Below are 22,929 nucleotides of genomic sequence, written 5' to 3'. Positions count from 1 at the left end.
CGCCGCCCGGCGCCTGTTCGGCTCCGGGCGGCGTTTGCGTTTCAGGCCGTGTGCACGCGGCCCAGGAAGTCGCGGATCCGCTCGACGGCCTGGTCCAGATGCGTCTCCAGCAACCAGTGTCCGCCGTCCTCGAACAGGTGCACCTCGGCGTCCGGCAGGTCTCGCAGATACGCCCGAGCGGCGCCGGCCGGCATGTAGCTGTCGTTCGGGCCCCACAGGATCAGCGTCGGCGGCCGGTGTTCGCGCAGCCAGGCCTGGTAGCGGGGGAACCAGTCGCGGTTCTCTTTCAGACCGGCGATAACCTCCAGGGCGATCGCCCGCCGCCGCTCGTCGGTCAACGCCCAATGCAGGGTCCACAGGTCCGGCGGGATGCGGGCGCCGACATTGCCTTCGCTGCCATTCAGGAATTCGTGACGGTAGCCTTCAAGGGTGATCGCTTCGGCCAGCTTCGCCTTCTCCGCCGGGGTCGGGTTCGCCCAGTAGGTCTTGAGGGGATCGTAGCCGGGGCCCAGCTGGTCCTCGTAGATGTCGCCGTTCTGGACGATCAGGGCGGCGATCCGCGCCGGGCGCCGGATCGCCAGCCGGAGCCCGATCTGCGAGCCGAAGTCGTGCAGGTACAGGGCAAAGCGCTGCGCGCCCGTCGCCTCGGCAAACTGTTCCAGGAAGCGCGCATAGCCGTCGAAGTCGTAGGCGAACCCCTCCGGCGTCCCGCTGTAGCCGCAGCCTGGAAAGTCGGGGGCAAGCAGCCGCCACCGGTCCGCCAGCCGCGGTATCAGGTTGCGGAACTCGTACGACGAGCAGGGATAGCCGTGCGGCAGCAGCAGGACCGGGGCGTCGGCGGGCCCCGCCTCGCGGTAGAAGGTTTCGATGCCGTCGATCAGGGCGATCCGGTGCAGCACGTTGGGCATGCGAAGCTCCGTGGGCTGGAAGCCTCCGAACGCATCCGCGCGCTTCCGGGTTCAACACCCGTCAGCGGCCGGTGAAGTCCGCCGGCCGCTTCTCAAGCGCCGCCGTCACGCCTTCCAGATGGTCGTCGCCCAGGTGCGCCAGCGCCTGCATCGAGGCCGTCATCTCCAGGATCTGGTCGAAGGTCGCGTCGCGGCCCTGACGCAGCAGGGCCTTGGTCATGCGCAGGGCCTGGGGGGCGCGGGCGGCGATCTCCTCCGCGATCTCCAGCGCCTCGTCCATCAGCCGTTCGGGCGCGACCACGCGGCTGACCAGTCCCCACTCCATGGCTGTGCGCGCGTCCAGCACCCGGGCGGTGAACAGCATCTCGGCCGCCCGCGCATAGCCGATGTTGCGCGGCATCAGCCAGGCTCCGCCGTCGCCCGGCAGTATCCCCAGCTTCAGGAAGGGCACGCCGAAGCTCGCCGTCTCCGAGGCGATGCGAATGTCGGCCAGCCCGGCGATGTCGCAGCCCAGCCCCATGGCCGGCCCGTTGACCGCCGCCACCAGAGGCGCCTCCAGCCCGTACAGCGACCGCACGATCCGGTGCACCACGCGGCGATAGCGCTCGCGGATATCCGCGCCAGAACCCGCGAACATGTCGCGCCGGGCCTTCATCGCCTTCAGATCGCCGCCCGCTGAAAAGGCGCGTCCGGCGCCGGTCAGCACCACGCACCGGACGTCCGGATCCGCGTTCACCGCCTCGCAGGCCGCGGCGAAGGCTTCGCCATCCTGCAGATCGGGCAGGGCGTTCAGCTGGTCAGGCCGGTCCAGCGTCCAGATTTCGATGTGCGCTCGGCGTTCCCGGCGGATCAGGGTCTCGGTCATGGACCCGCTGTGCCGCAAGCGCGGCGTCGCCGCAACGTCAGGAGCCGGGGACTTTCCGCGCCACGGACGACCAGGCCCGCGTCAGGGGTCGTTCCGCGGGCTCGCGGACCGCCGCCTCCGCGGCCTGTGCGGCGAGGCTGACGTAACGTCGGACGACCGCTGCTCCGTGAGCCAGAATGTCATCGGCGTTGAGGAAGCTTGCAGGTTCGCTCGCCACGGTCGGCCCGGCCTCGGCTGGCGCCATGATGACCGCCTGGCGTGCCGGCGCCCGGACGATGAAGTCGACCCCGCGGTCCGGCGCCCAGCCGCTCCGCCTCGACCGCGCGGCTGTTGTCGCGACCAAGGTCGCCTCAAGCTTCAGCATATGCGCGCCCCTCCCGCAGAAGACTGGCACGGATTTCGTCCCGGCGCGTGTATCCCGCGTGCGACAGAAGAATTGAAAAAGCCCCGGACCTTGCGGGCCGGGGCTTTTGTCAGGTTCGAGCCCAGCGCCCTAGCGGCGCTTCTCGATCTTGATCGGCACGAAGTTCGACGGGTGGCTGACAACACGGTCGCCCGCCCCGTTTGTGTTCTTCGTATTGACCAGCATCCCGCCCCAGAGGGCGAATGACATCATGGCGTGCTGGAGATTGCGGTCTCTGTCGTTCATCCTTGGCGTCTCCTTTCGATGGAACGATTGAAAAGAGACGCGTCGTGCTTTTCGGGAATCTCACCGTCATAGTCGTTTCGCGTCAGCATCCATGTAACTTCGGCGGCTGAAAATTGCAACGATTTTTACTCCGCTACCGGACCATATTTCGCACTGATGTCATCGACTGTCGCCCAAAACCCACAGACGCCGCCGCGCAGCATCGCCACGCCCTGCATCAAGGTGTGCGTCGTCGACGGCGCTTCCAGCCTGTGTCTGGGCTGTTTTCGCACCCTGTCCGAGATCGCCGGCTGGAGCGGTCTGACCGACGATCAGCGCGCCGCCGTGATCGCCGACCTGCCGGCCCGGCGATCCCGCGCCGATCCCGGCCTGCCGGGTTCCGCCTGACCGGCCCGCGTTAAGCCGGCGCAAACCATCCCCCTTCACCGCATCCAAACCCGCCCGTGCGATACCGGAGCCGTCGCAGAAGCGGCGCTTCAGGACGAGTAACGCATGCGTTTCGACCTTTCCTCGATCGGCATCATGGCCGCCGCCGTCGCGTCGGCCCTGACCACCGTCTGGTGGATGGATCAGGCCGGTTTGCGCGGTCAGGCGCAGGCCGCGACCCCGCCCGTCCACGCCTCCTCGCCCGCCGGCGGCGCGTCCGCCCGGGTGCTGAAGGGCCTCGACGGTCACTACTGGGCCGACGCCCTGATCGAGGGCCGCGCCGTCCGCGTCATGGTCGACACGGGGGCCAGCGTGGTCGCCCTGACCCGCGACGACGCCGCTCGCCTCGGCCTCAAGCTTACGTCCGAGGATTTTTCGGGCTCCATCATCACCGCCTCGGGGCCGGTCCGCGCCGCGCCGGTCGAACTTGAGGCCGTCGCCGTCGCCGGCGCCCGCGTCGAGCGCGTTCAGGCCATGGTGGTCGAGCACGGCCTGCCGCACTCCCTGCTGGGGATGAGCTATCTGGGTCGTCTGTCGGCGTTCACCGCCACGCCCGCCAGCCTGACGCTGCGGCCCTAGAGGGCCTTCACCACGACCGACAGGGCTGTGGCCAGCAGATAGACCGCGAACGCCTTGCGCAGCACCCGCCTGTCCAGCGCATGGGCCAGTTTCGCGCCCCACGGCGCCACCGCCGTGGTCAGCACCGCCATCACTATGGCTCCAGGCACGTTGACATAGCCCAGAGACAGCGGCGGGCGGCCCGCCGCATCCCACCCGAACGCCACGAACCCCAGCGTCGCAGCGGCTCCGATCGCCACGCCGAACCCCGACGCCGTCGCCACCGCCTGATGGATGGGCCGCCCGCACAGGGTCATCATCATGCCGCCGAAACTGCCGCCGCCGATCCCCATCATCGCGGACAGCCCGCCGATCAGGCTTCCGATACCGCGCCGCGCCCAGCCCGTCGGCAGGTCCTTTCTCAGGGTGAACCGCTCGGGCATCAGCCCCAGCTGGGCCGCGATCAGGGCAAGGCAGACGCCATAGACGATGGCCAGCCCCTCCATGGAGGTCACGCCGGCCACGGCCGCCCCGATCAGGGCGCCGAAGCCGACCCAGGGCGTCCAGGTCTTCAGCGCCACTTCATCGACCGCCCCATGCGACCGGTGCGCCTTCAGCGACCGCCAGCTGGTCGCGACGATGGTCAGCAGGGATGTCCCGATGGCGGTGTGCAGATTTCCCCCGCCTCCGACCCCCAGCACCTCGAAGGCGTAGAAGACCGCCGGCACGATCACCGTGCCCCCGCCCACGCCGAACAGGCCGGCGACGATCCCGCCGGCCAGCCCCGCGGCGATCAGGGCGGCGAACAGAAGCAGCAGGTCGGGCAGGGGCAGGGCGGTCATCCACCCTGTCTAGTCTGACTCGCGGTGAAGGGGACGCCCTCGGCGGGGAGCAACCTTCCTCGTCGACCGCCGTTCTTTCCGCGACAGGCAACCGCCGGAAAGACAAGTCCCATGACATCGATCAAGACCCTCACGGCCCTCGCGGCCGGCGCCTTCGTGCTCACGGCCGGCTCGGCCGCCTTCGCCCAGACGCCCTACAGCTCGACCCCCTATGGCCAGACCCAGACCGATCCCATAGGCGCCATTCTCGGGGCCCTGTTCGGCGACCGGTTCGGCGTTTCAACCACGCTGGACAGCGAATGGTCGCGCGGACGCCGTCCGCTCGGCGCCAACCGCGCCCAGTTCGAAAGTCGTCTGGACGCCGACGTGCGTTCGGGCGCCATCTCTTCCTCGGCCGCCCGCAGCCTGACTGCCGAGTACGACGCGCTGGTCACGCTGGAGGCGCGCTACACGGCCGATGGTCGCGTCACGACCACAGAGCGCGCCGACCTGACCGAACGCTATCGCGCCTTCTCGACCCGCTATCAGGCCGGCGGACAGGGCGGCTATGACGACGGCTTTGACGACTGGCGCCCGTTGGCCGAGAGCCGCAGTTCGTTCAACGCCCGCCTCGACGCCGGGGTGCGCAACCGCACCCTGACCCGTAGCCAGGCCAACCGCCTGTCGACCGATTTCAACGCGCTCGTGCAGCTGGAAACCACCTACGACCGCAACGGCGTCGACAGCCGCGAGCGTCAGGATCTGGAAGCGCGCTGGGCCGATCTGAACCGCCGCGTCGGCGACAACTACGACGGCGGCTACACGCCGGACGACAACTACGGTTCCGACCCGCGCGGCGCGCAGATCGAGGCCCGCATCGCCGCCGGCGAGCGCAACGGCTCGATCAGCCGCACCGAGGCCTCCAGCCTGCGGCGGGAGTTGCGGGACCTGACCCGCCGCTGGACCGAACTGGAAGCCCGCGTCGAGGCTGCGCGGCGCTAGACCGCGCCGGGGCGCCGGGCGGCGGGCGCCCCTATTCGGTCAGCCAGAACAGATCCTCGACCGTCGTGCCGAGCGCGCGGGCGAGGCCCAGCGCCAGCAGGGTCGAGGGCACGAACACGCCGTTCTCGACCGTGTTCACGGTCTTGCGCGACACTCCGGCGCGTTCCGCCAGATCGGCCTGGGTCAGGCCGGCGGCGGTTCGCACCTCCTTCAGACGGGAAGCAAGCCGTGGATCACCCATCCTGACCCGCCTCGCGGTCCAGCCACGCGAACCGGACGCCGGCGGTCGCGCCGCCCGCGGCGAGCGCCGTCAGCACGGCGAACGCGCCCAGCTCGGGTCGTATCAGAAACAGCGCGAACGCCGCCGTGGCTCCGGTCATCACCACCAGGAAGGCGGCGGTCATGGCCCGCGCCCGGATGACGGCGGTCAGCTCATCCTCGAGGAAGCGCCGGTTCGCCCGGGAATTGTGATCCCAGCCCATGGCGATCGACGCCGTCACCCATGCGTAGAGAACGGGCAGCAGGATCGACAGATAGTCCCGGAGGCGGCCTTCTCCCTCGACCACATGGCGGACGGGCTCCAGCGCCAGCGCCAGAAAGATCACGGCCACGGCCGGAAACAGGAACAGCTGGCGCGATCGCTGCGCCTGCAGCCGGTCCCGCTTGCCTTGTGGGGCTTCGGACATCCAGCGCGTGTCGCCCGGCCGGTTCCACCACGACCCAAGCGCGCCGATCAGGATGAAGCTGAAACCGAGGCCCGCGATGACGCCCGCGAAGGTGGCTGCATCCCCCGTCAGCCCCTGTCCGGTGATGAAACCGAACCCCATGGCGAGGACGCCCAGAACGGCGAGGCAGATCGCCGACCAGAATTTTCGGGTCCGTGTCCGTCCCGCCTTCGCCAGTGCCTGCTCGTCCATTTCGCAACCCCAGAAACGCGTTGTCACCTTGGGGTTACATATCACCTATGGGTTACATCGAGTCAAGGGACTCAGATGAGCAGGGCGCCCTCGTGCCGCAGCAGCCAGCCCTTGCGCTCCAGCCCGCCTCCGAAGCCGGTCAGCGATCCGTCCGCGCCCACCACGCGGTGGCAGGCGAGGATCAGCGGGATCGGATTGCGGTTCAGGGCCACGCCCGCCGCCTGGGCCGCGCCGGGCTCGCCCGCACGCTTCGCCATCTCGCCATAGCTGATGGTGACGCCCGCCGGCACGTCCGCCAACGCCTTCCAGACGCGCGGCTGGAACCCGTCCGACGCCGCGCCCTCCAGGGACCACAGCACGCGGTTCAACGCCTCGCAGTCACCCTCGAAATAGGCCGCCAGTTCCCGGGCCACCGCCGCCGGCGCCTCGCCGTCAGACAGGACCGCGCGCGGATATTCGCGCCGCATCGCCTTGATCAGCCCGTCTCCGAACGACACCCCGCGCACCACGCCCGCCTCGTCGCAGGCCAGCGCCAGAGGCCCGATCGGGCTCTCGACCCAGGACAGGATCAGGCGGTCCGAAATGGTCATTCCGCCGTCGGCATCAGGGCGTTGACTTCGGCCCAGCCCAAGGCGCCTTCGCCCAGCGGTTCGGACCGTCCATCGCTCAGGAAGGCCTCGGCCAGGGCCGCCGCCCGGCCCCAGGTCGCGCCGACGATGCCCGATCCCGCGCTCAGCCGCCGCACGCCCAGTCCCTCCAGCGTCTTCGCGTCCGGCAGGCCGGGGAAGGCCAGCAGGTTCAGCGGCAGGGCCGTCATCCCGACCATCGCCGCGATGTCCGTCTCGTCCGTCAGCCCCGGGGTGAACAGACCGTCCGCTCCGGCCGCCGCGTAGATCGCACCCCGCCGCGCCGCCTCGGCCACGGGCCCGTCCTTCGCCAGCCCTCTCAACCAGACATCGCAGCGGGCATTGATGAACAGGTCCGGCCCGACCGCCGACCGGATCGCCGCGATCTTGCTTGCCAGCAGCTCCGGGGAGCCGCCGCCGTCCTCGATATTGATCCCGGCCGCGCCCGCCTCGACCAGCCGCTTCGCCTGCGCCGCCACCGCCGCCGGATCGTCGGAATAGCCGCCTTCGAAGTCGATCGACACCGGCAGCCCCTGCGCCGCCCGGGCCACGTCGCGCGTGACCTGCACCACCCGGTCGACGGGCAGGGCGTCCCCGTCCGGCCAGCCCAGCGCCCAGGCCACGCCCGCGCTGGTCGTGGCGATCGCCCTGGCCCCCTTCGCCCGCATCAGGGCCGCCGAACCCCCGTCCCAGGCGTTGGGCAGGATCAGCAGGCCCGAAAGGTGCAGGTCGCGGAAGGCGGTCATGGGATATCTCCGTTGATGCGGAGGAGTTCACACCGCAGCGCCCGCGACGTCCGGCGGTTTCCGGACTCGCACACCTGTAGGGCCGTCGACCTGGCCGGAATTCCGCGGCTTGACGCCCGCCGCGCCGGCCGGAGCGGCCTTCTCCCGGGAGCGGCGCGCGCCGCCCCCGGGAAAGCCGTCCCTGGCCCTAGAACGGCCGGTAGTTCAGGCTCAGGAAGAACCGTCGGCCGAACAGGTCGAAATTGTCCGCCGAGGTGTTGCCCAGCCAGCGGGCCGGCTCGGCGTCGAAGGCGTTGACCACCCCGGCCCGGACCGTGGTGTCCTCGCGCATGTTCCAGCGCACAGAGAAGTCGTGCTGCGAGAAGTCGCCCGTCTCCAGATATTTCAGCGTCTCGTAACGGTCGAAATTGCCGTAGCCGATGTTGTCGACGTCCTCGATCTCCTGGCTGGCCTGCCAGTCCCAGTCCCAGGTGAAGGCCAGGGTGTCCGAGGGCTCCCAGGTCACTGTGGACAGGAAGCGCACGCGGGGCATGCCGACGGTGTCCTCGAAGTCGCTGGAATCCGTGGGGTCGGCGATGTTGACGAAATCATGCTGCTCGATCAGCCAGTTGCCGCGGATCGAATGGCTGAACCGGCCCCAGTTGCGGCCGCCCCACTCCGGCAGGTCGAAGCCGTAGCGGGCGGTGAAGTCCACGCCCTTGGCCGTCAGGGCGGCGTAGTTGAGCGACCCCTGGATGAAGCTGCTGACCAGGAAGGTGCCGGGGTTGCGGGTGATGGTGGCGCAGGCGCCGGTGTTCACCTGGTCGCCGCTGACGCACTGGTTGGCGGCCGCCTGGGCCGACACGGCGTCGATCGCGTCCGAGATCTCGATGTCATAGTAGTCCAGCACGATCGACAGGTTCGGGATCAGATAGTCGGGTGTCCAGACGCCGCCGATGGTGAAGCTCTCGGACGTCTCCGGCTGCAGGAAGGGGTTGCCGCCGGCCAGGCCGGGCACCGATCCGCTGCCGTAGTTCGGCAGATAGGCGTTCGGCGCCGACGGGTCGCTGAAGGTGAAGGTGAGGCCCGCGGCGGTGGCCAGGGCGGTGCAGTTGGCGATGCGGTTGTCGGCGACGGTGCGGTCGGCCAGGTTGTTGATCACCGTCGCGCTGCAGGGGTCGGAGAAGCCATTGGCGAACGTCTGGCCGTAGGGCTCGCTGGTCTCGGACAGGTTCGGCACCCGGATCGCCGTCGCGGTCGTCGCCCGGAACAGGAACTGGTCCGTCGGCCGCCACTGGAACTGGGCGCTGTAGGTGTCCTGTTTGCCGACGTGGGAATAGTCGGACACCCGATATGCGCCGCTGATCTCCGACGAGCCCAGGAAGGTGTCGGTGAACAGCGGCAGCCGCAGTTCGGCGAAATAGTCGTTGGTGTCGTAGCTCGCCTCGGCGAAGTCGGGTCCGCTGTTCAGGAACAGCAGACGGCCGGCGGTGTCGGCATCGCGTCCCACGCCGCTGGTGATCTCCTTGCGGTACTCATAGCCCAGGGCGATGCCGATCGGGCCAGCGCCCCAGAAGTCCCACAGGTCGCCGGTGGTGAAGGCCAGGAAGTCGTGCTGCTTGTTCTGGTCGGTGACCGTGATCGCCGCCTGAAGATAGTCGAGTCCCTCCTGGGTGAAGCCGCCGGCTCCGAACACGCGGACGGGCGAACAATCGTTGATGACCGCACCCTGCCGGGAATAGGTTACGCCCCCCAGGACGACGTCCGGAACGGCGATGCCCTGGGCTGACAGCAGCTGCACGCGGCAGACGATTTCGCCCGGCGTGCCGTTGACGATGCCGGCGGTGTCGACCACCGCATCGGCGGCGGCCTGGTAGCGAACGATGTCGACCCCCAGCTCGGTGTTCGAGTTGTTCATCTCGCCGTAGGTGTAGCCGGCTTCCCAGGTCACGTTGCGATAGAAGCCCAGGTCGCCCGCATCGCCCCGCAGGCCCACGACATAGCGTTGCAGGTCCCGGCTGTTGTTCTGGGTCCGGGGCGGGCCGTACAGTTTGTGCTGGGCGCGCGGATCAGCGACGTTGCCCGTCACCGCTCCCGCCGAGTTGAAGATGTCGCGGCGGTTGGTCTGAATCGCCGTGCGGACGTTGGCCGGCAGATAGGCGTTGTCCAGGCCGATCTCGAACGCCGAGGTCGCGGTGATGGCGCCGACGGTTCCCGGCGCGAACTGGCGGATGTTGAAGTCATGGAAGACGCGCTGGCCGGCGTCGTAGGTTTCTTCCTCGACGTATTTGGCTTCCCCGAAGACTTCGATGCTGTCGGTCACATCGAAGTTGAAGCCGGTCTGGAAGCGGTAGTTGGTGGATTCCGGCAGCCGGCTGGCCTGGGCCTGCTCCGTGTTCTGCACCATGCCCAGCCCGCCGTTGCTGGAGTTGCGGGTGAAGCCGGCGCCTTGCCGGATCGATCCGAAGACGACGGGTTGGGACGCGCCGCTGTCGTCGTACAGGAAGCCGTTGTCCAGGCGGTTGGACGGGGCCAGCGAGAAGCAGTTGGCCGAGAAGGTGGTCGCCGAGCAGGTCTGGAACGGAACATCGCGGTCGTTGGCGGGGCTGGGCTGCACACCCGTCGACAGGATGGTCACGCCGCCGAAATTGGTGCCGCGGATGTAGGTGCGAAGATCGCGGACCAGGATCAGGTCAGGCACGCCGTCGCTGGGCGCGGACGCCGGATCGACGTCGTTGGACAGCAGGCCCCAGGATTCCCGCTTCCAGTCGATGTCGGTGTCCAGCACCTCGTCGTTGCGCTGGTATTCGCCCGAGACATAGACGTTCAGCCGATCGTCGAGAAGATTCGTTCCCCACAGCGCCGACAGGCGCTGGCTCAGCTGGTGATCGTCATTGATCTCGGCGATCGAGGCGTCGATCTCCAGACCCTCGAAATCCTTCTTGAGGACGAAGTTGACCACGCCGGTGACGGCGTCGGCGCCGTAGACGGCCGCGTTGCCGCCCGTCACCACCTCGACGTTGTTGACCAGCAGGCGCGGAATGGTGTCGACGTCCACCGACAGGGTGCCGGGGCTCGATCCCACATGGCGGCGTCCGTCGACCAGGGTCAGCGTCCGCACCGCGCCAAGGGCGCGCAGGCTCAGCAGCGACAGGCCGCCGTCGTTCAGGTTCGAGCCCGTGGTGTCTTCCGGCACCACCGAGGTCGACAGGGCGGGGATGTCGGCCAGGAAATCGATGACATTGACCTCGCCCGACTGCTGCAGCTCTTCCTGCCCGATCTGGATCAGCGGCGTCGGCGAATTGGTCGGATCGCGACGGATGCGGGAGCCGGTGACGACCACCTCGCCGAGGTCCGAGGCTTCAGGGTCCTGCGCCGGGGCGGTCTGGGCGCTCGCCGCGGCCGGGATCGCGGCCGCGAGCGTCAGGGCGGAGACGCCGGCCAGCAGGGAGGAGGTCATCAGGAACGGCTTGGTGCGCATGTTGGGATACCCGAGTGATCAGAACGAAAGTCCAGCGTTGCAGTAGCGGTCGCCTCCACCCCTTTTGCAACTGAATAGACACGAACCGAACACAGCTTCGACACAAGCGTGGTTCGGTCACCACAGTGCGGACGCGGGCCCGGTCACGTTTCCGCTGCGGCCCTCCCGCCCCTAGCCGTGGGCGGCGTCCCGCCCTACCTTGCGTTCATGGCTCGTTCCCCTTCCCGGTCCCCCGGAAAATCCGGCAAGCCCGTTCACGTCCCCGGCCAGTCCGCGGGCGTATCGGAGGCCGCGGCCCCCTTCATCCTCGATCCGGCGGCGGCGAAGAACCGCATGCCCATGTTCGCGCCCGTCGCCGGCCCGCGCCTGACGCCCGACGAGCCTCCCGGCAAGCCCGCCGACTGGACGCCGCACCGCCCCGACCGGCCGCAGGACCGCAAACACATCCCCTTCCGGCTGGAGACGAAATACACCCCCGCCGGCGACCAGCCCGCCGCCATCGCCGAGCTCGTCGAGACCGCGAAGGCGGGCGAGCGCGACCAGGTCCTGCTGGGCGTCACCGGCTCGGGCAAGACCTTCACCATGGCCAAGGTCATCGAACAGACCCAGCGCCCGGCGCTTATACTTGCCCACAACAAGACGCTCGCCGCCCAGCTCTATTCCGAGTTTAAGTCCTTCTTCCCGGATAACGCCGTCGAATACTTCGTATCATATTACGACTATTATCAACCGGAAGCTTATGTCCCGCGCACGGACACATATATTGAGAAGGACTCAAGTATAAACGAGCAGATCGACCGCATGCGGCACTCGGCGACGCGGGCGATACTGGAGCGGGACGATGTGATCGTGGTGGCGAGCGTGAGCTGCATCTACGGCATCGGGTCGGTGGAGACCTATACGGCCATGACCTTCACCCTGAAGGTCGGGGACCAGATCGACGAGTCCAAGCTCCGCGCCGACCTGATCGCGCTGCAGTACAAGCGGAACGATGCGGCGTTCGAGCGGGGGATGTTCAGGAAGCGCGGCGACACCCTCGAGATATTCCCCGTCCACATGGAAGACCGCGCCTGGCGCATCCAGCTGTTCGGCGACGAGCTGGAATCGATCCAGGAGTTCGACCCCCTGACCGGCAAGAAGACCGCCGACCTGACCGAGATCACCGTCTACGCCGCCAGCCACTACGTCACCCCGCGCCCGTCGCTGAACCAGGCCATCACCGGCATCAAGGCCGAGCTGAAGGAGACGCTCGACTGGATGGTCGAGAACGGCAAGCTGCTGGAGGCCCAGCGCCTCGAACAGCGGGTACGTTTCGATCTGGAGATGATGGAGGCCACCGGCTCCTGCGCCGGCATCGAGAACTACAGCCGCTGGCTGACCGGCCGCGCCCCGGGCGAGCCGCCGCCGACCTTCTTCGAATACATCCCCGACAACGCCCTGCTGTTCGTCGACGAGAGTCACGTCACCGTCGGCCAGATCAGCGCCATGTACCGCGGCGACTACCGCCGCAAATCCACCCTGGCCGAATACGGCTTCCGCCTGCCCAGCGCCATCGACAACCGCCCGCTGAAGTTCGACGAATGGGACGCCATGCGCCCCCAGACGGTCTTCGTCAGCGCCACCCCCGGCCCGTGGGAGATGGAGCGCACCGGCGGCGTCTTCACCGAACAGGTCATCCGCCCCACCGGCCTGATCGACCCCCCGGTCGAGATCCGCCCGGTCTCCACCCCGACCCGCACCCAGGTCGACGACTGCATCGACGAGGTCAAGGCCGTCGCCCGCGCCGGCTACCGCAGCCTGGTCACCGTCCTGACCAAGAAGATGGCGGAGGACCTGACCGAATACATGCACGAGCAGGGCGTTCGCGTCCGCTACATGCACTCCGACGTCGACACCATGGAGCGGATCGAGATCCTGCGCGACCTGCGCATGGGCGCCTTCGACGTCCTGATCGGCATCAACCTGCTGCGCGAGGGCCTCGACATCCCCGAGTGCGGCCTGGTCGCCATCCTCGACGCCGACAAGGAGGGCTTCCTGCGCTCCGAGACCTCGCTGATCCAGACCATCGGCCGCGCCGCCCGCAACGTCGACGGCCGCGTCATCCTCTACGCCGACCGCATGACCGGCTCGATGGAGCGCGCCATCGCCGAGACCAACCGCCGCCGCGAGAAGCAGGAGGCGTACAACGCCGAACACGGCATCACCCCGGAGTCGGTCAAGCGCGACATCCGCGAGATCATGGCCAGCCCCTATGAGTCCCGCGCCCTCGACAAGCTGACGGCGCCGGGCGTGGCCGAGGCGTCCAAACCCTTCGTGGGCTCCAACTTCCAGGCCGCCCTCAAGGACCTCGAAGGCCGCATGCGCAACGCCGCCGCCAACCTCGAGTTCGAGGAGGCCGCCCGCCTGCGCGACGAGATCAAGCGCATGAAGCTGATGGACCTGGAGTTCGCCAACGAGGTCCTGACCGCCGAGGGCGAGGAGGTCGACAAGTCGGCGCCGAAACGCTGGCGGGCCGATGCGGCGGCGGAGAAGGCGGAGGCGTTCCGGAAGAGCAGGCTGTAGGGGGAAATCAGAAGCGGCGCGAGGTCCGCGGGCGCATGCAGATCGAACAGATGAGATTGAAGCGCTTGAAAATTCGCGGCCGTGTGTTGGGGGCCTATGTCACTCCCCGCCCATCAGAGGTGTATTCGCCAGTGCCTCTAGAACTTCGGCAGCTTCGGGCACATTGAAGACCTCTGCAGGCTGCTCAGGCAGTGGCATATTCGGGGCCGGAACCGCTCGAATCGGCCGAACCTGATCCAACAAGCGAACCATCACAGGCCTCCGTGACCGAGATGCCTTGCCGACCACAATCCCGTGCCGAGGCTTTAGGTTTGGCAGCGACCGAACATGGAAGGCACCCATGTAGTTCTTCAAAAAATCGAAACCAGTCTCGTCAAAAGCTTGGAACGACATAATGGTATTGCACTGGTTCAGAACGCTCTTCGTAACGTTGGCTGTGCGCTGAGAAACGACCAAGAACCCTAAGCCATATTTGCGAGCCTGAAGTACGATCTGGGAGATCCTGTTTACCTGATCTTGCATTCCGCGTTGAGGGTTGAAATTCCACTCCGGTACGAGGAGGTGAGCTTCTTCGAGAACTAGCAGAATCTTGGGGCTGGGATTGCTAACATCTTCGTCAGATCGGTGAGCCTTGCACCAGTCGAGGCATTTGTTTGCTGCTGCATACGTTTGAACAATTGGATCCATGTCTGACGATGCCGTCTCGATTATTCCGATCATGTGATCGGGAGATTCAATGAACGCATCAAGAGAGCCTCTACCGTTCAGTATTACTGCATCGGGAAGGTGTCGCTGATAGTCGCCAGTCGGGTCGATGCATATGACCTTTATGCTCTTGAGAGCAGAAGTTTCGATGATGTTATAGGCGAGGAAGGATTTTCCGCTTCCTGTCACACCAAGTACTGCCGTATGGTAAAGGACAAGATCGGAGATATTCAGGATCACCGGATAGTTGGCGTCCGGTATCGTTCCGATCTGAAATTCGTCATTGTCCAGAGCGTAGGCCGGGGCCGGCTCGTTGCGGTCAGCCAAGTAAACAAGCGCCCTTTCACGGGCCACCCAATCGTGTGTCTCGAACCCTCCACGCGTGTTGTCCCAGTACCCTACTTGCTCGGCTTCCCCCTCCACGAACGCCCTGCCGCTGTCTTTGAAGCCAGCCTCTTCCTCGACGACACCGTCAAATACTTGATAAAATACCGGATTATCGTGTGTGCTTATGTTCAGCAGGTTCCCAGCGGCGATCTTGGGATCGCCGAGAATTTCGAACTTTACGCGAGAGATATTGGTGCCGCTGGCAACCGTGCCGACCACCTTTTTGAAAGCTTCGACCTGGCTTTCGTCAACTGATGGATCGCAAGCAGCCCGCTGATCCTCCGAAAGCGTCACGAGCAAAGACTGTTCAGTAAGACCGGCCTCGCTCACGGTGGTGCCGAGTAGAGCCACCGCTATCCTCGTCTCGCTTGCAGAAGTTCTCTCGCCGATCACAACGCCGAGGCTGTGGCAAAGACTCGAGAGTGAATTTGTGAAGCCTACGACGGCGTGGAGGGGTGGCTTGCTGGTACCGAGGCTCCGGCAGAAAACGATCGAAGGCGCAAGAAACGAGTGGGCGGACCCCACCAAATGAACTGCGGTTCCTTTCCTCATAGAGAAACTGCGAGATAGAAGTTCTGGCAGCTTAATTTGGGAACTCAGAAGCAAGATGCCCCAGAAGACCACATAAACTACCGAAGTTGTGCTCTGTAAGTTGAAGTAGGAAATAAGAGATAAAATGAACACCAATGAGAAAATTACTTCGGAGCGGCCAACGCCGATGGTCAATCCGTAGAGAAGTGCTCGCCAGCGGTTCTCAGATAAGCGTGCCGCTCTTCCAGGGTCCCAAGCCAGGACAACCGCAGTCACGCCGCAGATGAGCGCGCCCCATCTCAGGAGATTCCACCAGATTCCGTATGGGGGATCGGACAACGTCGAGGTGGCGGCAAACACCACCATGCAGTTGACGAACACGTCGTTCGGCTTGGGGTAGCGATACTCAACGATGAATTTGGCGATCAGCAGGGTCAACAATCCGGCGTGAAACCAGATCGCGGACTCGCCTGAGGGCAGCGACAATGACCCGGTCCAAAGCCAGACCAAGCCTAAGAGGCCGACGGCTAGGACTCCAAATACGGCTAGGCTGTAGTTCTTTACCACTTCGGGCACCCCTCAAGTTGACCGAAGAGTGCGATGTTTTGCTTCCGCAATTCAATCGTCGGTGATCGCTAATCGACGAGGCTGACGTAGAACGGGAGCTAAGGCTAACTCCCTGACCATTCACCCGCTACGGTGGGTGGATGGGGCAGGACGACAATCACTGGTGTGGGCTCGGCTTCGCCGAACAGGCCGTCGTCTTCAAGGGGCCGACCCAGAACGCGCGGGTCCGGACCGAGGGCTGGGTCGCCGCCCATCTGTTCTGTCCCGGTTGCGGCGCCGAGGCCCTGAAGCCGCTGCCGAACAACGCGCCGGTCGGGGACTTCGCCTGCGCGGCCTGCGCCGAGGAGTTCGAGCTCAAGGCGAAGAACGGCAGGCTGGGCGCCAAGGTGCTGGACGGCGCCTACAGCGCCATGACGGCGCGGCTCAAGGCGCGTAACAATCCCAATCTGCTGGTCATGAGCTATGACCGCGACGCCGCGCGGGTCACCGACCTGATCGTCGTGCCGAAGCAGTTCTTCACGCCGTCGATCATCGAGCCCAAGGCGCCGACCTGGCCCAAGGGACGCAGCGCGCCCTGGCAGGGCTGCAACATCCTGATCGGCAAGGTGCCGGCGGCGGGGAAGATCAGCCTGATCCGCGAGGGTCGTCCGGTGGCGAAGGCGGCGGTGCTGGAGCAGTGGCGCGCGACCCTGTTCCTGCGCGACACCAGCCAGACCGCGCGCGGCTGGCTGCTGGCCGTCATGGGGGCTGTCGAGGCGGCCATGGACTCTGGCGGGCGGCCCGAGTTCACGCTGGAGGAGGTCTATGCGCAGGAGGCGCGGCTGGCGGCGCTCTGGCCGGGGAACAACAACGTACGGGCCAAGATCAGGCAACAGCTTCAGGTGCTACGCGACCGGGGCTGGCTGGCGTTCGGGGAGCGGCGCGGGACGTATCGGCGGACCTGATCCTTCTCCCCTTGGGGGAGAAGGTGGGCGGCGGAGCCGCTCGGATGAGGGGTAAAGTCGAACTGGACCGGCTGACCGCCGTTATTTCCCCTCATCCCCCTCATCCGGCCCTCCGGGCCACCCTCTCCCCCGAGGGGAGAAGGGACTCTGATGCGGACCGCTCAAGCCCTCTCCCATCGGGGGAGGGTGCGTCCAAATTTGACGTACCGCCGTTCCATACTGCCGCCCATGTTCGAAGGCTCCTCCCGCAAGCTGCGTTCCGAAGAGACCTGGGCCGAGGTGCGGCGGGGGTGGGAGAGGGGCGAGACCGGGGCGTCGCTGGCGCGGCGGTATGACGTGGGACTGGCCAACCTGTGGCGGCGGCGGGCCTCGGAAGGGTGGCGGCGGCGCGACGGGGAGAACGATCCGGCGCCCGAGCCTCTGGAGGGCTGGGACCGCCATGCCCGGCGTAGGCTGGATGAGTACCAGGTGCGGGTGGAGGAGACGCGGATGCTGGCGGAGTCGCTGGCCGGGGCGATGACAGGCGGGCCGCTGAAGGGAGTCCCCCTATGGCATGTTGCGTTTGTGCTGAGGTGGCGGGCGGAGCGGCTGGGGCCGGAGACGGCGGCCGAGGACCGTGAGTATCTGAGCCAGTATCCGTGGACGGCGGGGTTCTGGGACGGGGACGGGCGGCTGGCGGCGCTCGAGGATCTGGACGCCATGGTTCTGGACGCCAACCGCGAGCAGTGGCGGGAGGAGATGGGCCTGCCGGTCGGGGCGGCGGAGAGCGTGCCGTGACGGGCTGAAACCTTCCGACCGCGCCGAGGCGGCCCTCAGGCCATGCCGGGGCGGCGGCGGCCGCCTGACGGTCGCCGCCCTGCGCACCCACCGTGAAAAAACCGACGTATCTGCAACTTGCGGTGCGACGGAAAGCTTTCGGCGGTCCGTTCAATCCGGCGGAGGCAGTAACCATGACCGAGACCAAACCCACGACCGGACGTCCGCGCGGCTTCGCCGCCATGTCGCTGGAGCAGCGGCGGGCGATCGCCTCCAAGGGCGGCGCCAGCGTGGCGCCCGAACAGCGCACCTTCTCGCGCGACTCCGACCTGGCCCGCGCGGCCGGTCAGAAGGGCGGGCTGAGCAAGGCCGACAAGACCAGGGGCTAGGCGCGCCGGCGTCCCTCCCCATGAAGGGGAGGGAGAATCCGCTATACCCGCTCCATGCCTTCGTCCCGCGCCTCCGCCCTGCTGGTCCTGATCGCCTCGGCCTGCGTGCTGGGGTTCGCGCCCATACTGGTGCGGCTGGCGGATGCGGGACCGGCGGCGGCGGGCTTCTGGCGGTTCGCCTTCGCCCTGCCGTGGCTGCTGGCGATGACGATGCGGCCCAAATTCCTGATGGGGGGCGGGGAGGGGATCGGGCGGCCGTCCGGGTGGATGGCGCTGGCGGGCGGGATGCTCGTGCTCGACCTGGCCTTCTGGCACTATTCGATCGCCTTCACCTCGGTGGCCAACGCCACCACCCTGACCAATCTGACGCCCGTGGTGGTGACCCTGGTGGGCTGGTGGGTGTTCCGCGACCGGCCGAAGGCGCTGTTCCTGGTCGCCCTGGCCGCGGCCATCGCCGGGGCGGTGACCATGTCGCTGGGGGCCGACGGGGGGCAGGGGTCCAACCCGCCGCTGGGCGACGCCTTCGCCGCGGTCACCGCCCTCTGGTACGCGGGCTATTTCATCGCCGTGAAGGCGGCGCGCGGGCGGTATTCGGCGGGGCGGGTGATGCTGTGGTCGACGGCGATCGCGGCGCCCGGCCTGCTGCTGGCGGCGCTGGCGCTGGGCGAGCAGATCCTGCCGGGCTCATGGGGCGGCTGGGCCGCCTGCGCGGGTCTGGGGCTGATGCATGTGGCCGGGCAGGGCGGGGTGGCCTGGTCGCTGGGCCGGCTGCCGGCCGCCCTGACGGCGGTGACGGTGCTGATCCAGCCGGTGGTCGCGGCCCTGCTGGGCTGGCTGATCTTCGCCGAGACCCTGACGCCGGTGCAGGCTGTCGGCGGGGCGGTGGTGCTGGCCGCGATCGTGCTCGCCCAATGGTCGGCGGCCCAGCCCCCGGGCCGCCCCCGGGTCCGACCTTCGGTCGGCCCGAGGACAGGCTCCGGGTCGGGAGATCCCGAAGGGTCGACGAGCGCGGCCCCGACAAAAAAGAAGGGCGCGGAGGCCGAAGCCGCCGCGCCCGTCCCATGATGCTGTCAGTCGTGGATCAGAGCAGCTTGAGGTCGATGGCCGACGTCTTGCCGCGCTGGGATTCCAGCTCGTATTCGACCTTGGCGTTCTCATCCAGGCCTTGCAGGCCCGCCTTCTGGACCGCGGTGATGTGGACGAAGACGTCCTGTCCGCCGCCATCAGGCTGGATGAAGCCGAAACCCTTGGTCGGGTTGAACCACTTGACCGTACCGGTCGCCATAATGCGTCTCCGTGAACGCGCTTGCCAGGCAGGCGTCCCGACGGGACACCCGTCAGCCCATCTGGACGAGCTCATTCAGCGAAGGAGCGGGCACGGTGGTGGAGGCCGCGCGAAATCCGGACTGCGGCGACTTTTTCTCGCGCAATTCGGAAGCGGTCAATCGCAAACCAACGGGGCCTTGAGAGAACGTGGTTACCGCGATCAGGCGCAGAGGCTGCGCGGCGCGCCGTCCAGATGCAGGTGGTTGCGGTGCGCCTCGTTGTAGTCGGGCGTCAGGACGGTCGAAAACGCGCGGCAGGCGCCGTCGCGAATCCGCCTGAGGAAGCTCTGGCCCTCGGCGCCGGCGGGGCCGGTTCCGTCCCAGTCGTTCAGCACCGAGACGCGGCGGCCGTCGGCCAGGGTCATGCCGCCGATGTCCAGGGCGTTGGCCCGCGCATGCTCGCTGGGCCGGGCGTCGGTCGCGGTCAGGCCGTAGATGCGGCGGCAGGAATAGGTCCCGACCTCGTTGATCCGGGCGACGCGGCTGCCGAACGCCGCCTCGGCCGCCGGCTGCAGCACCTGGCGCTCCCAGATGACGTAGCGCACGGCGAGCGGGCACTGCATGACGGGATTGCCGGCCAGGGGGGTGACATCGCCGCCGGTGATCCGCACCGCGCCGCGCACGACGCAGAAGCCGCCGTCGTCGCGGTCCTCGGCGCGTTCGACCTGAACGCCGGCCTCGCGCAGCACTTGGATGCAGGCGTCGGTGACGGCGGTGGTCTCTTCCGGCGCGGCGGTGCGGGGCAGTTCGAAATCGGCCACCTTGGCCGCCGTCGCCTGTCCGATCGGATGGCTGAGATCCAGCGGCTTCCACGGCAGGTCCTGGCCGGGGGCGAAGGCGTTCAGCAGGGCGAACGCGGCGCAAAGGCCGAGCGTCAGCTCCCACATCAGGTTCCAGAAATCGGCGAAATCGCGCTTCATGCCCGACCAGCCTTACCCGGCTCAGGCGGCGCTAGCCACCGCCATCAGCCGCTGGATCAGTCGCCGGCAGGCCATGGCGCCCTTCGCCGCGTCGTTGGAGCAGGCGATGAAGCCCAGCCCCCGGTCCGGCGCCGCCACGACCATGGCGTGCCACAGGGTGTTGGAGCCTTCGTGGCCGATCGTCCGGCCCATGTCCCCCGCGGCGGGCGCCGGCCTGATGATCCAGCCGGGAGCATAGGCCGGATCGGCCTCGTCCGTCCTGGTCAGCCGAGTCAGGCTGTCATCGCCCAGCCAGCCCTGCGGCCCGCCGCCCAGCACGGCCTGCAGCCAGCGGGCGTTGTCGGCCAGGGTCATGTGCGCGGTCCCCGCCGGCCCCAAGGCCAGGGGATTGTCAGCTCCGGGACTGGCTGGATTCACGGGCAAGGGCTGGCCGCCGACGGTGCGATGACCCCAGGCGTTCGGGTCGGGCGGCGGACCGAAGCCGGCGCTGGACAGGCCCAGGGGCTGGAACAGTTCGGCCCGGATGACGTCCTCCCACGCCTGTCCCGTGATGGCCTCTATCGCCGCCCCGACGATAATGTAGCCGGCGTTGCTGTAGGCGAAGGCGCCGGCCGCTCCCGACGGCGGCCGGCCGAAGGCTTTTGCGGCGAGGGCGGCGCGCTGGGCGGGCAGGCTGCGCGGATCGGCCCGGGCCACGCCCAGCCAGTCCATGCCGATCACATCGGCGTCGGCCAGTCCGGATCGATGGCGCATCAGCGTCGTCAGAGGCGTCGCGGGCCATACCGGATCGAGGGTCAGGCCGGGGAAGGCCTCGGCGACAGTCATCTCCCAGTGGGCGCGTCCCGCCTCGACGAGCCGGGCGAAAACGGCGGCGGTCATGGCCTTGGTGTTGGAGCCGATATGCCAGCGGTCCTGCAGCGTGACCGGCTGGTCTCCGCCCGCCTGTCTTGCGCCTCGCACTCCGGACCAGCTCAGGCCCGCCCGGGTGACCATGGCTCCGGCCAGCGCGGGCGGGGCGGTCGAGGCGAAGACCGCATCCAGCGCCTCGTCCGGCGCCGAACGGACCTCACCCGCCCGGGCAGGCAGGGCGAGCGCGGCAGGGGCGGCGAAGAACCCTCCCAGCAGATGGCGACGATGCATCGTCCGGCCTCCCTCGATGTTCCCGGCTCTTTTACCGCCCGTACGGATCGCCGGCACGTGAGAAGGCGTTCATCTTGCGGCCCTTCGGCCGTCGGCGCAGTCTGCCGATCCATCAGAAAGCCCCCTGCATGAGCAAGACCGACGACTACCAGACCGAACTCGAACGCCTGCAGCTGAAGCTGGTCGAGGCCGAGGCCTGGGCCATCGAAAAAGGTCAGAGGACCGTGATGGTTTTCGAGGGGCGCGACGCCGCGGGCAAGGACGGATCGATCACCCGCCTGACCGAATATATGTCGCCGCGCCAGACCCGCGTCTTCGCCCTGCCCAAGCCGACCGAGCGCGAAACCGGCCAGTGGTATTTCCAGCGCTATGTGCCGCACCTGCCGACGGAGGGCGAGACGTCGATCTTCAACCGCTCCTGGTACAACCGCGCCGGCGTCGAACCGGTCATGGGCTTCTGCACGCCGGAACAGCACGCGCAGTTCCTGAAAGACGTCCCGCGGTTCGAGCGGCTGCTGACGGACGCCGGCATCCTGCTGATCAAATTCTGGTTCGATATCTCGAAGGAGGAACAGGCCCGGCGGCTGGAGGAGCGGGCGACCGAACCTCTGAAGCTGTTCAAACGATCGCCGCTGGACGCCCAGGCGCAGAAGCGCTGGGACGCCTATTCGGCGGCCCGCGACCGGATGCTGGCGGAAACCCACAGCGTCCACGCGCCGTGGACGGTCGTGGCGACCGATCACAAGAAGACCGCCCGGCTGAACGTCATCCGGCATGTCCTCAACCGGCTCGACGGGCCGGGCTGCGCGGATGAGAAGGTCGACAAGGATGTGATCTTCCCGGCGGACAAGGCCGAAGGCCGTCTTGCGCCCTGATCAGAAGCCCAATTCGGCTCTCAGGGTTTCAGGGCTGAGCCCCCTGGCGCGCAGCTCGCCCAGGGTGACGGACCGGTCGCGCTTGGCGTAGCGCCGGCCGTCCTCGCCGACCATCAGGGCATGGTGGCGGTAGATGGGCGTCGGCCAGCCCATCAGCGTCTGGATCAGCACCTGGATATGGGTCGCCTCGAACAGGTCCTGACCGCGGATGACGTGGGTCACGCCCTGCAGGGCGTCGTCGTGGGTGACCGCGACGTGATAGGCGGTTCCGGCGTCCTTGCGGGCCAGGACCACGTCGCCGGCGGTCTCGGGCCGCGCCCGGACCAGGCCGCGTTCGCCGTCGGGGCCCGCGCCCTCCTCGACGAAGGCCAGCGCCTCCCAGGCGCGAAGGCCCAGCAGATCGCGCGCGCGGTCCAAGGACAGACGCCAGGCGAAAGGGCGTCCCTCGGCGAGGAAGGCGGCCTCCTCTTCCGCGGGATGCGGCCCGGGCCTGGCGGCCTCGGCGGGCCCATGCGGCGCGTCGCCGATGGCGTCGAGGATGTCCTTGCGGGTGCGGAAACAGCGGTACAGCAGGCCTCGTCGATCCAGCACGTCGACGACGGCCGCGTATTCGGCCAGATGCTCCGACTGCCGCCGCACCGGCCGTTCCCAGTCCAGTCCCAGCCAGGCCAGATCGTCAAGAATCGCGGCCTCGAACTCCGCCCGGCATCGGGTTGGATCGATGTCCTCGATCCGCAGAAGGAACCGTCCGCCCTCCGCGCGCGCCGCCGTCCAGGCCGTCAGGGCCGAAAAGGCGTGGCCCCGGTGCAGATGGCCGGTCGGCGAAGGCGCGAAGCGGGTGGTGAACATC

Annotated in this window: 24 protein-coding genes; 9 read left to right on the top strand and 15 right to left on the bottom strand. The window is 67.7% G+C overall.

Going from position 1 to position 22,929, the window contains the following annotated elements; translation table 11 throughout:
* Window positions 1–41: 41 nt before the first annotated feature.
* The 4 genes from BrevBR_RS11660 to BrevBR_RS11645 form a co-directional block, all read right to left on the bottom strand.
* On the bottom strand, window positions 42–908 hold the full coding sequence (locus BrevBR_RS11660; RefSeq protein WP_340001048.1) for an alpha/beta fold hydrolase: 867 nt from the start codon (window positions 906–908) through the stop codon (window positions 42–44).
* A gap of 61 nt (window positions 909–969) precedes the next feature.
* Entirely contained in the window at window positions 970–1,773 is an 804-nt protein-coding gene (locus BrevBR_RS11655; protein WP_340001047.1) for a crotonase/enoyl-CoA hydratase family protein, read from the bottom strand.
* A 37-nt stretch (window positions 1,774–1,810) separates the two neighbouring features.
* A complete protein-coding gene (locus BrevBR_RS11650) occupies window positions 1,811–2,137 on the bottom strand; it encodes a hypothetical protein (protein ID WP_340001046.1) in 327 nt (108 codons plus the stop codon).
* Window positions 2,138–2,266: 129 nt separating this feature from the next.
* Window positions 2,267–2,422: a hypothetical protein gene (locus tag BrevBR_RS11645; RefSeq protein WP_332638635.1), complete on the bottom strand. Its 156-nt coding sequence runs from the start codon at window positions 2,420–2,422 to the stop codon at window positions 2,267–2,269.
* 156 nt (window positions 2,423–2,578) lie between these two features.
* Between BrevBR_RS11645 and BrevBR_RS11640 the strand changes: the two genes are divergently transcribed.
* Window positions 2,579–2,809, top strand: coding sequence for a DUF1289 domain-containing protein (locus BrevBR_RS11640; RefSeq protein WP_340001044.1), 231 nt, complete (start codon window positions 2,579–2,581; stop codon window positions 2,807–2,809).
* Between the two features lie 105 nt (window positions 2,810–2,914).
* A complete protein-coding gene (locus BrevBR_RS11635; RefSeq protein WP_340001043.1) occupies window positions 2,915–3,427 on the top strand; it encodes a retropepsin-like aspartic protease family protein in 513 nt (170 codons plus the stop codon).
* On the opposite strand, the gene BrevBR_RS11630 is transcribed toward BrevBR_RS11635, so the two are convergent.
* A complete protein-coding gene (locus tag BrevBR_RS11630) occupies window positions 3,424–4,248 on the bottom strand; it encodes a sulfite exporter TauE/SafE family protein (RefSeq protein WP_340001042.1) in 825 nt (274 codons plus the stop codon). The genes BrevBR_RS11635 and BrevBR_RS11630 overlap by 4 nt on opposite strands.
* 111 nt (window positions 4,249–4,359) lie before the next feature.
* Here BrevBR_RS11630 and BrevBR_RS11625 point away from each other — a divergent pair, with 111 nt between their 5' ends.
* Window positions 4,360–5,229 (top strand): hypothetical protein, encoded by an 870-nt coding sequence (locus tag BrevBR_RS11625; protein WP_340001041.1) that lies wholly within the window; start codon window positions 4,360–4,362, stop codon window positions 5,227–5,229.
* A gap of 31 nt (window positions 5,230–5,260) precedes the next feature.
* On the opposite strand, the gene BrevBR_RS11620 is transcribed toward BrevBR_RS11625, so the two are convergent.
* The 5 genes from BrevBR_RS11620 to BrevBR_RS11600 all read right to left on the bottom strand — a co-directional run bounded on the left by BrevBR_RS11620 (window position 5,261) and on the right by BrevBR_RS11600 (window position 10,978).
* Entirely contained in the window at window positions 5,261–5,470 is a 210-nt protein-coding gene (locus BrevBR_RS11620; RefSeq protein ID WP_332638629.1) for a helix-turn-helix transcriptional regulator, read from the bottom strand.
* Window positions 5,463–6,146, bottom strand: a complete 684-nt coding sequence (locus BrevBR_RS11615) for a hypothetical protein (RefSeq protein ID WP_340001040.1) — start codon at window positions 6,144–6,146, stop codon at window positions 5,463–5,465. The genes BrevBR_RS11620 and BrevBR_RS11615 overlap by 8 nt, the downstream gene beginning before the upstream one ends.
* 71 nt (window positions 6,147–6,217) lie before the next feature.
* Window positions 6,218–6,736 (bottom strand): methylated-DNA--[protein]-cysteine S-methyltransferase, encoded by a 519-nt coding sequence (locus tag BrevBR_RS11610; protein WP_332638626.1) that lies wholly within the window; start codon window positions 6,734–6,736, stop codon window positions 6,218–6,220.
* Window positions 6,733–7,518, bottom strand: a complete 786-nt coding sequence (locus BrevBR_RS11605; RefSeq protein WP_340001039.1) for an isocitrate lyase/PEP mutase family protein — start codon at window positions 7,516–7,518, stop codon at window positions 6,733–6,735. Before BrevBR_RS11605 ends, BrevBR_RS11610 begins: the two co-directional genes overlap by 4 nt.
* A gap of 187 nt (window positions 7,519–7,705) precedes the next feature.
* Window positions 7,706–10,978 carry a TonB-dependent receptor domain-containing protein gene (locus BrevBR_RS11600; RefSeq protein WP_340001038.1) on the bottom strand — a complete coding sequence of 1,091 codons (3,273 nt, stop codon included), beginning with the start codon at window positions 10,976–10,978 and terminating at the stop codon, window positions 7,706–7,708.
* A 207-nt stretch (window positions 10,979–11,185) separates the two neighbouring features.
* Here BrevBR_RS11600 and uvrB point away from each other — a divergent pair, with 207 nt between their 5' ends.
* The gene (gene uvrB / locus BrevBR_RS11595) at window positions 11,186–13,540 is read left to right on the top strand and encodes an excinuclease ABC subunit UvrB (protein WP_340001037.1); all 2,355 of its coding nucleotides are present in this window, start codon (window positions 11,186–11,188) and stop codon (window positions 13,538–13,540) included.
* A gap of 99 nt (window positions 13,541–13,639) precedes the next feature.
* On the opposite strand, the gene BrevBR_RS11590 is transcribed toward uvrB, so the two are convergent.
* A complete protein-coding gene (locus BrevBR_RS11590; protein ID WP_340001036.1) occupies window positions 13,640–15,601 on the bottom strand; it encodes an ATP-binding protein in 1,962 nt (653 codons plus the stop codon).
* Between the two features lie 269 nt (window positions 15,602–15,870).
* Between BrevBR_RS11590 and BrevBR_RS11585 the strand changes: the two genes are divergently transcribed.
* From BrevBR_RS11585 to BrevBR_RS11570, 4 genes are all read left to right on the top strand, one after another.
* The gene (locus BrevBR_RS11585) at window positions 15,871–16,674 is read left to right on the top strand and encodes a DpnI domain-containing protein (protein WP_340001035.1); all 804 of its coding nucleotides are present in this window, start codon (window positions 15,871–15,873) and stop codon (window positions 16,672–16,674) included.
* A gap of 198 nt (window positions 16,675–16,872) precedes the next feature.
* Window positions 16,873–17,451, top strand: a complete 579-nt coding sequence (locus BrevBR_RS11580) for a hypothetical protein (protein ID WP_340001034.1) — start codon at window positions 16,873–16,875, stop codon at window positions 17,449–17,451.
* Between the two features lie 173 nt (window positions 17,452–17,624).
* The gene (locus BrevBR_RS11575; RefSeq protein ID WP_332638619.1) at window positions 17,625–17,819 is read left to right on the top strand and encodes a stress-induced protein; all 195 of its coding nucleotides are present in this window, start codon (window positions 17,625–17,627) and stop codon (window positions 17,817–17,819) included.
* A gap of 54 nt (window positions 17,820–17,873) precedes the next feature.
* Window positions 17,874–18,884, top strand: coding sequence for a DMT family transporter (locus tag BrevBR_RS11570; protein ID WP_340001033.1), 1,011 nt, complete (start codon window positions 17,874–17,876; stop codon window positions 18,882–18,884).
* A gap of 16 nt (window positions 18,885–18,900) precedes the next feature.
* Here the strand turns inward: BrevBR_RS11570 and BrevBR_RS11565 are convergent, their stop codons facing one another.
* The 3 genes from BrevBR_RS11565 to BrevBR_RS11555 form a co-directional block, all read right to left on the bottom strand.
* Window positions 18,901–19,104 (bottom strand): cold-shock protein, encoded by a 204-nt coding sequence (locus BrevBR_RS11565; RefSeq protein ID WP_284223759.1) that lies wholly within the window; start codon window positions 19,102–19,104, stop codon window positions 18,901–18,903.
* A gap of 201 nt (window positions 19,105–19,305) precedes the next feature.
* Window positions 19,306–20,064 carry an extensin-like domain-containing protein gene (locus tag BrevBR_RS11560; protein WP_332638617.1) on the bottom strand — a complete coding sequence of 253 codons (759 nt, stop codon included), beginning with the start codon at window positions 20,062–20,064 and terminating at the stop codon, window positions 19,306–19,308.
* Window positions 20,065–20,085: 21 nt separating this feature from the next.
* Entirely contained in the window at window positions 20,086–21,204 is a 1,119-nt protein-coding gene (locus BrevBR_RS11555; RefSeq protein WP_340001032.1) for a serine hydrolase domain-containing protein, read from the bottom strand.
* 128 nt (window positions 21,205–21,332) lie between these two features.
* On the opposite strand from BrevBR_RS11555, the gene ppk2 reads away from it, so the two are divergent.
* The gene (gene ppk2, locus BrevBR_RS11550; RefSeq protein WP_340001031.1) at window positions 21,333–22,079 is read left to right on the top strand and encodes a polyphosphate kinase 2; all 747 of its coding nucleotides are present in this window, start codon (window positions 21,333–21,335) and stop codon (window positions 22,077–22,079) included.
* On the opposite strand, the gene gluQRS is transcribed toward ppk2, so the two are convergent.
* Complete coding sequence (gene gluQRS / locus BrevBR_RS11545) at window positions 22,080–22,928, bottom strand: tRNA glutamyl-Q(34) synthetase GluQRS (protein WP_340001030.1); 849 nt, start codon at window positions 22,926–22,928, stop codon at window positions 22,080–22,082.
* Between the last annotated feature and the right edge of the window lies 1 nt (window position 22,929).

Source organism: Brevundimonas sp. BR2-1 (assembly GCF_037626195.1).
GTDB lineage: Bacteria > Pseudomonadota > Alphaproteobacteria > Caulobacterales > Caulobacteraceae > Brevundimonas.
This window is presented reverse-complemented; position numbering and strand designations above follow the sequence as displayed.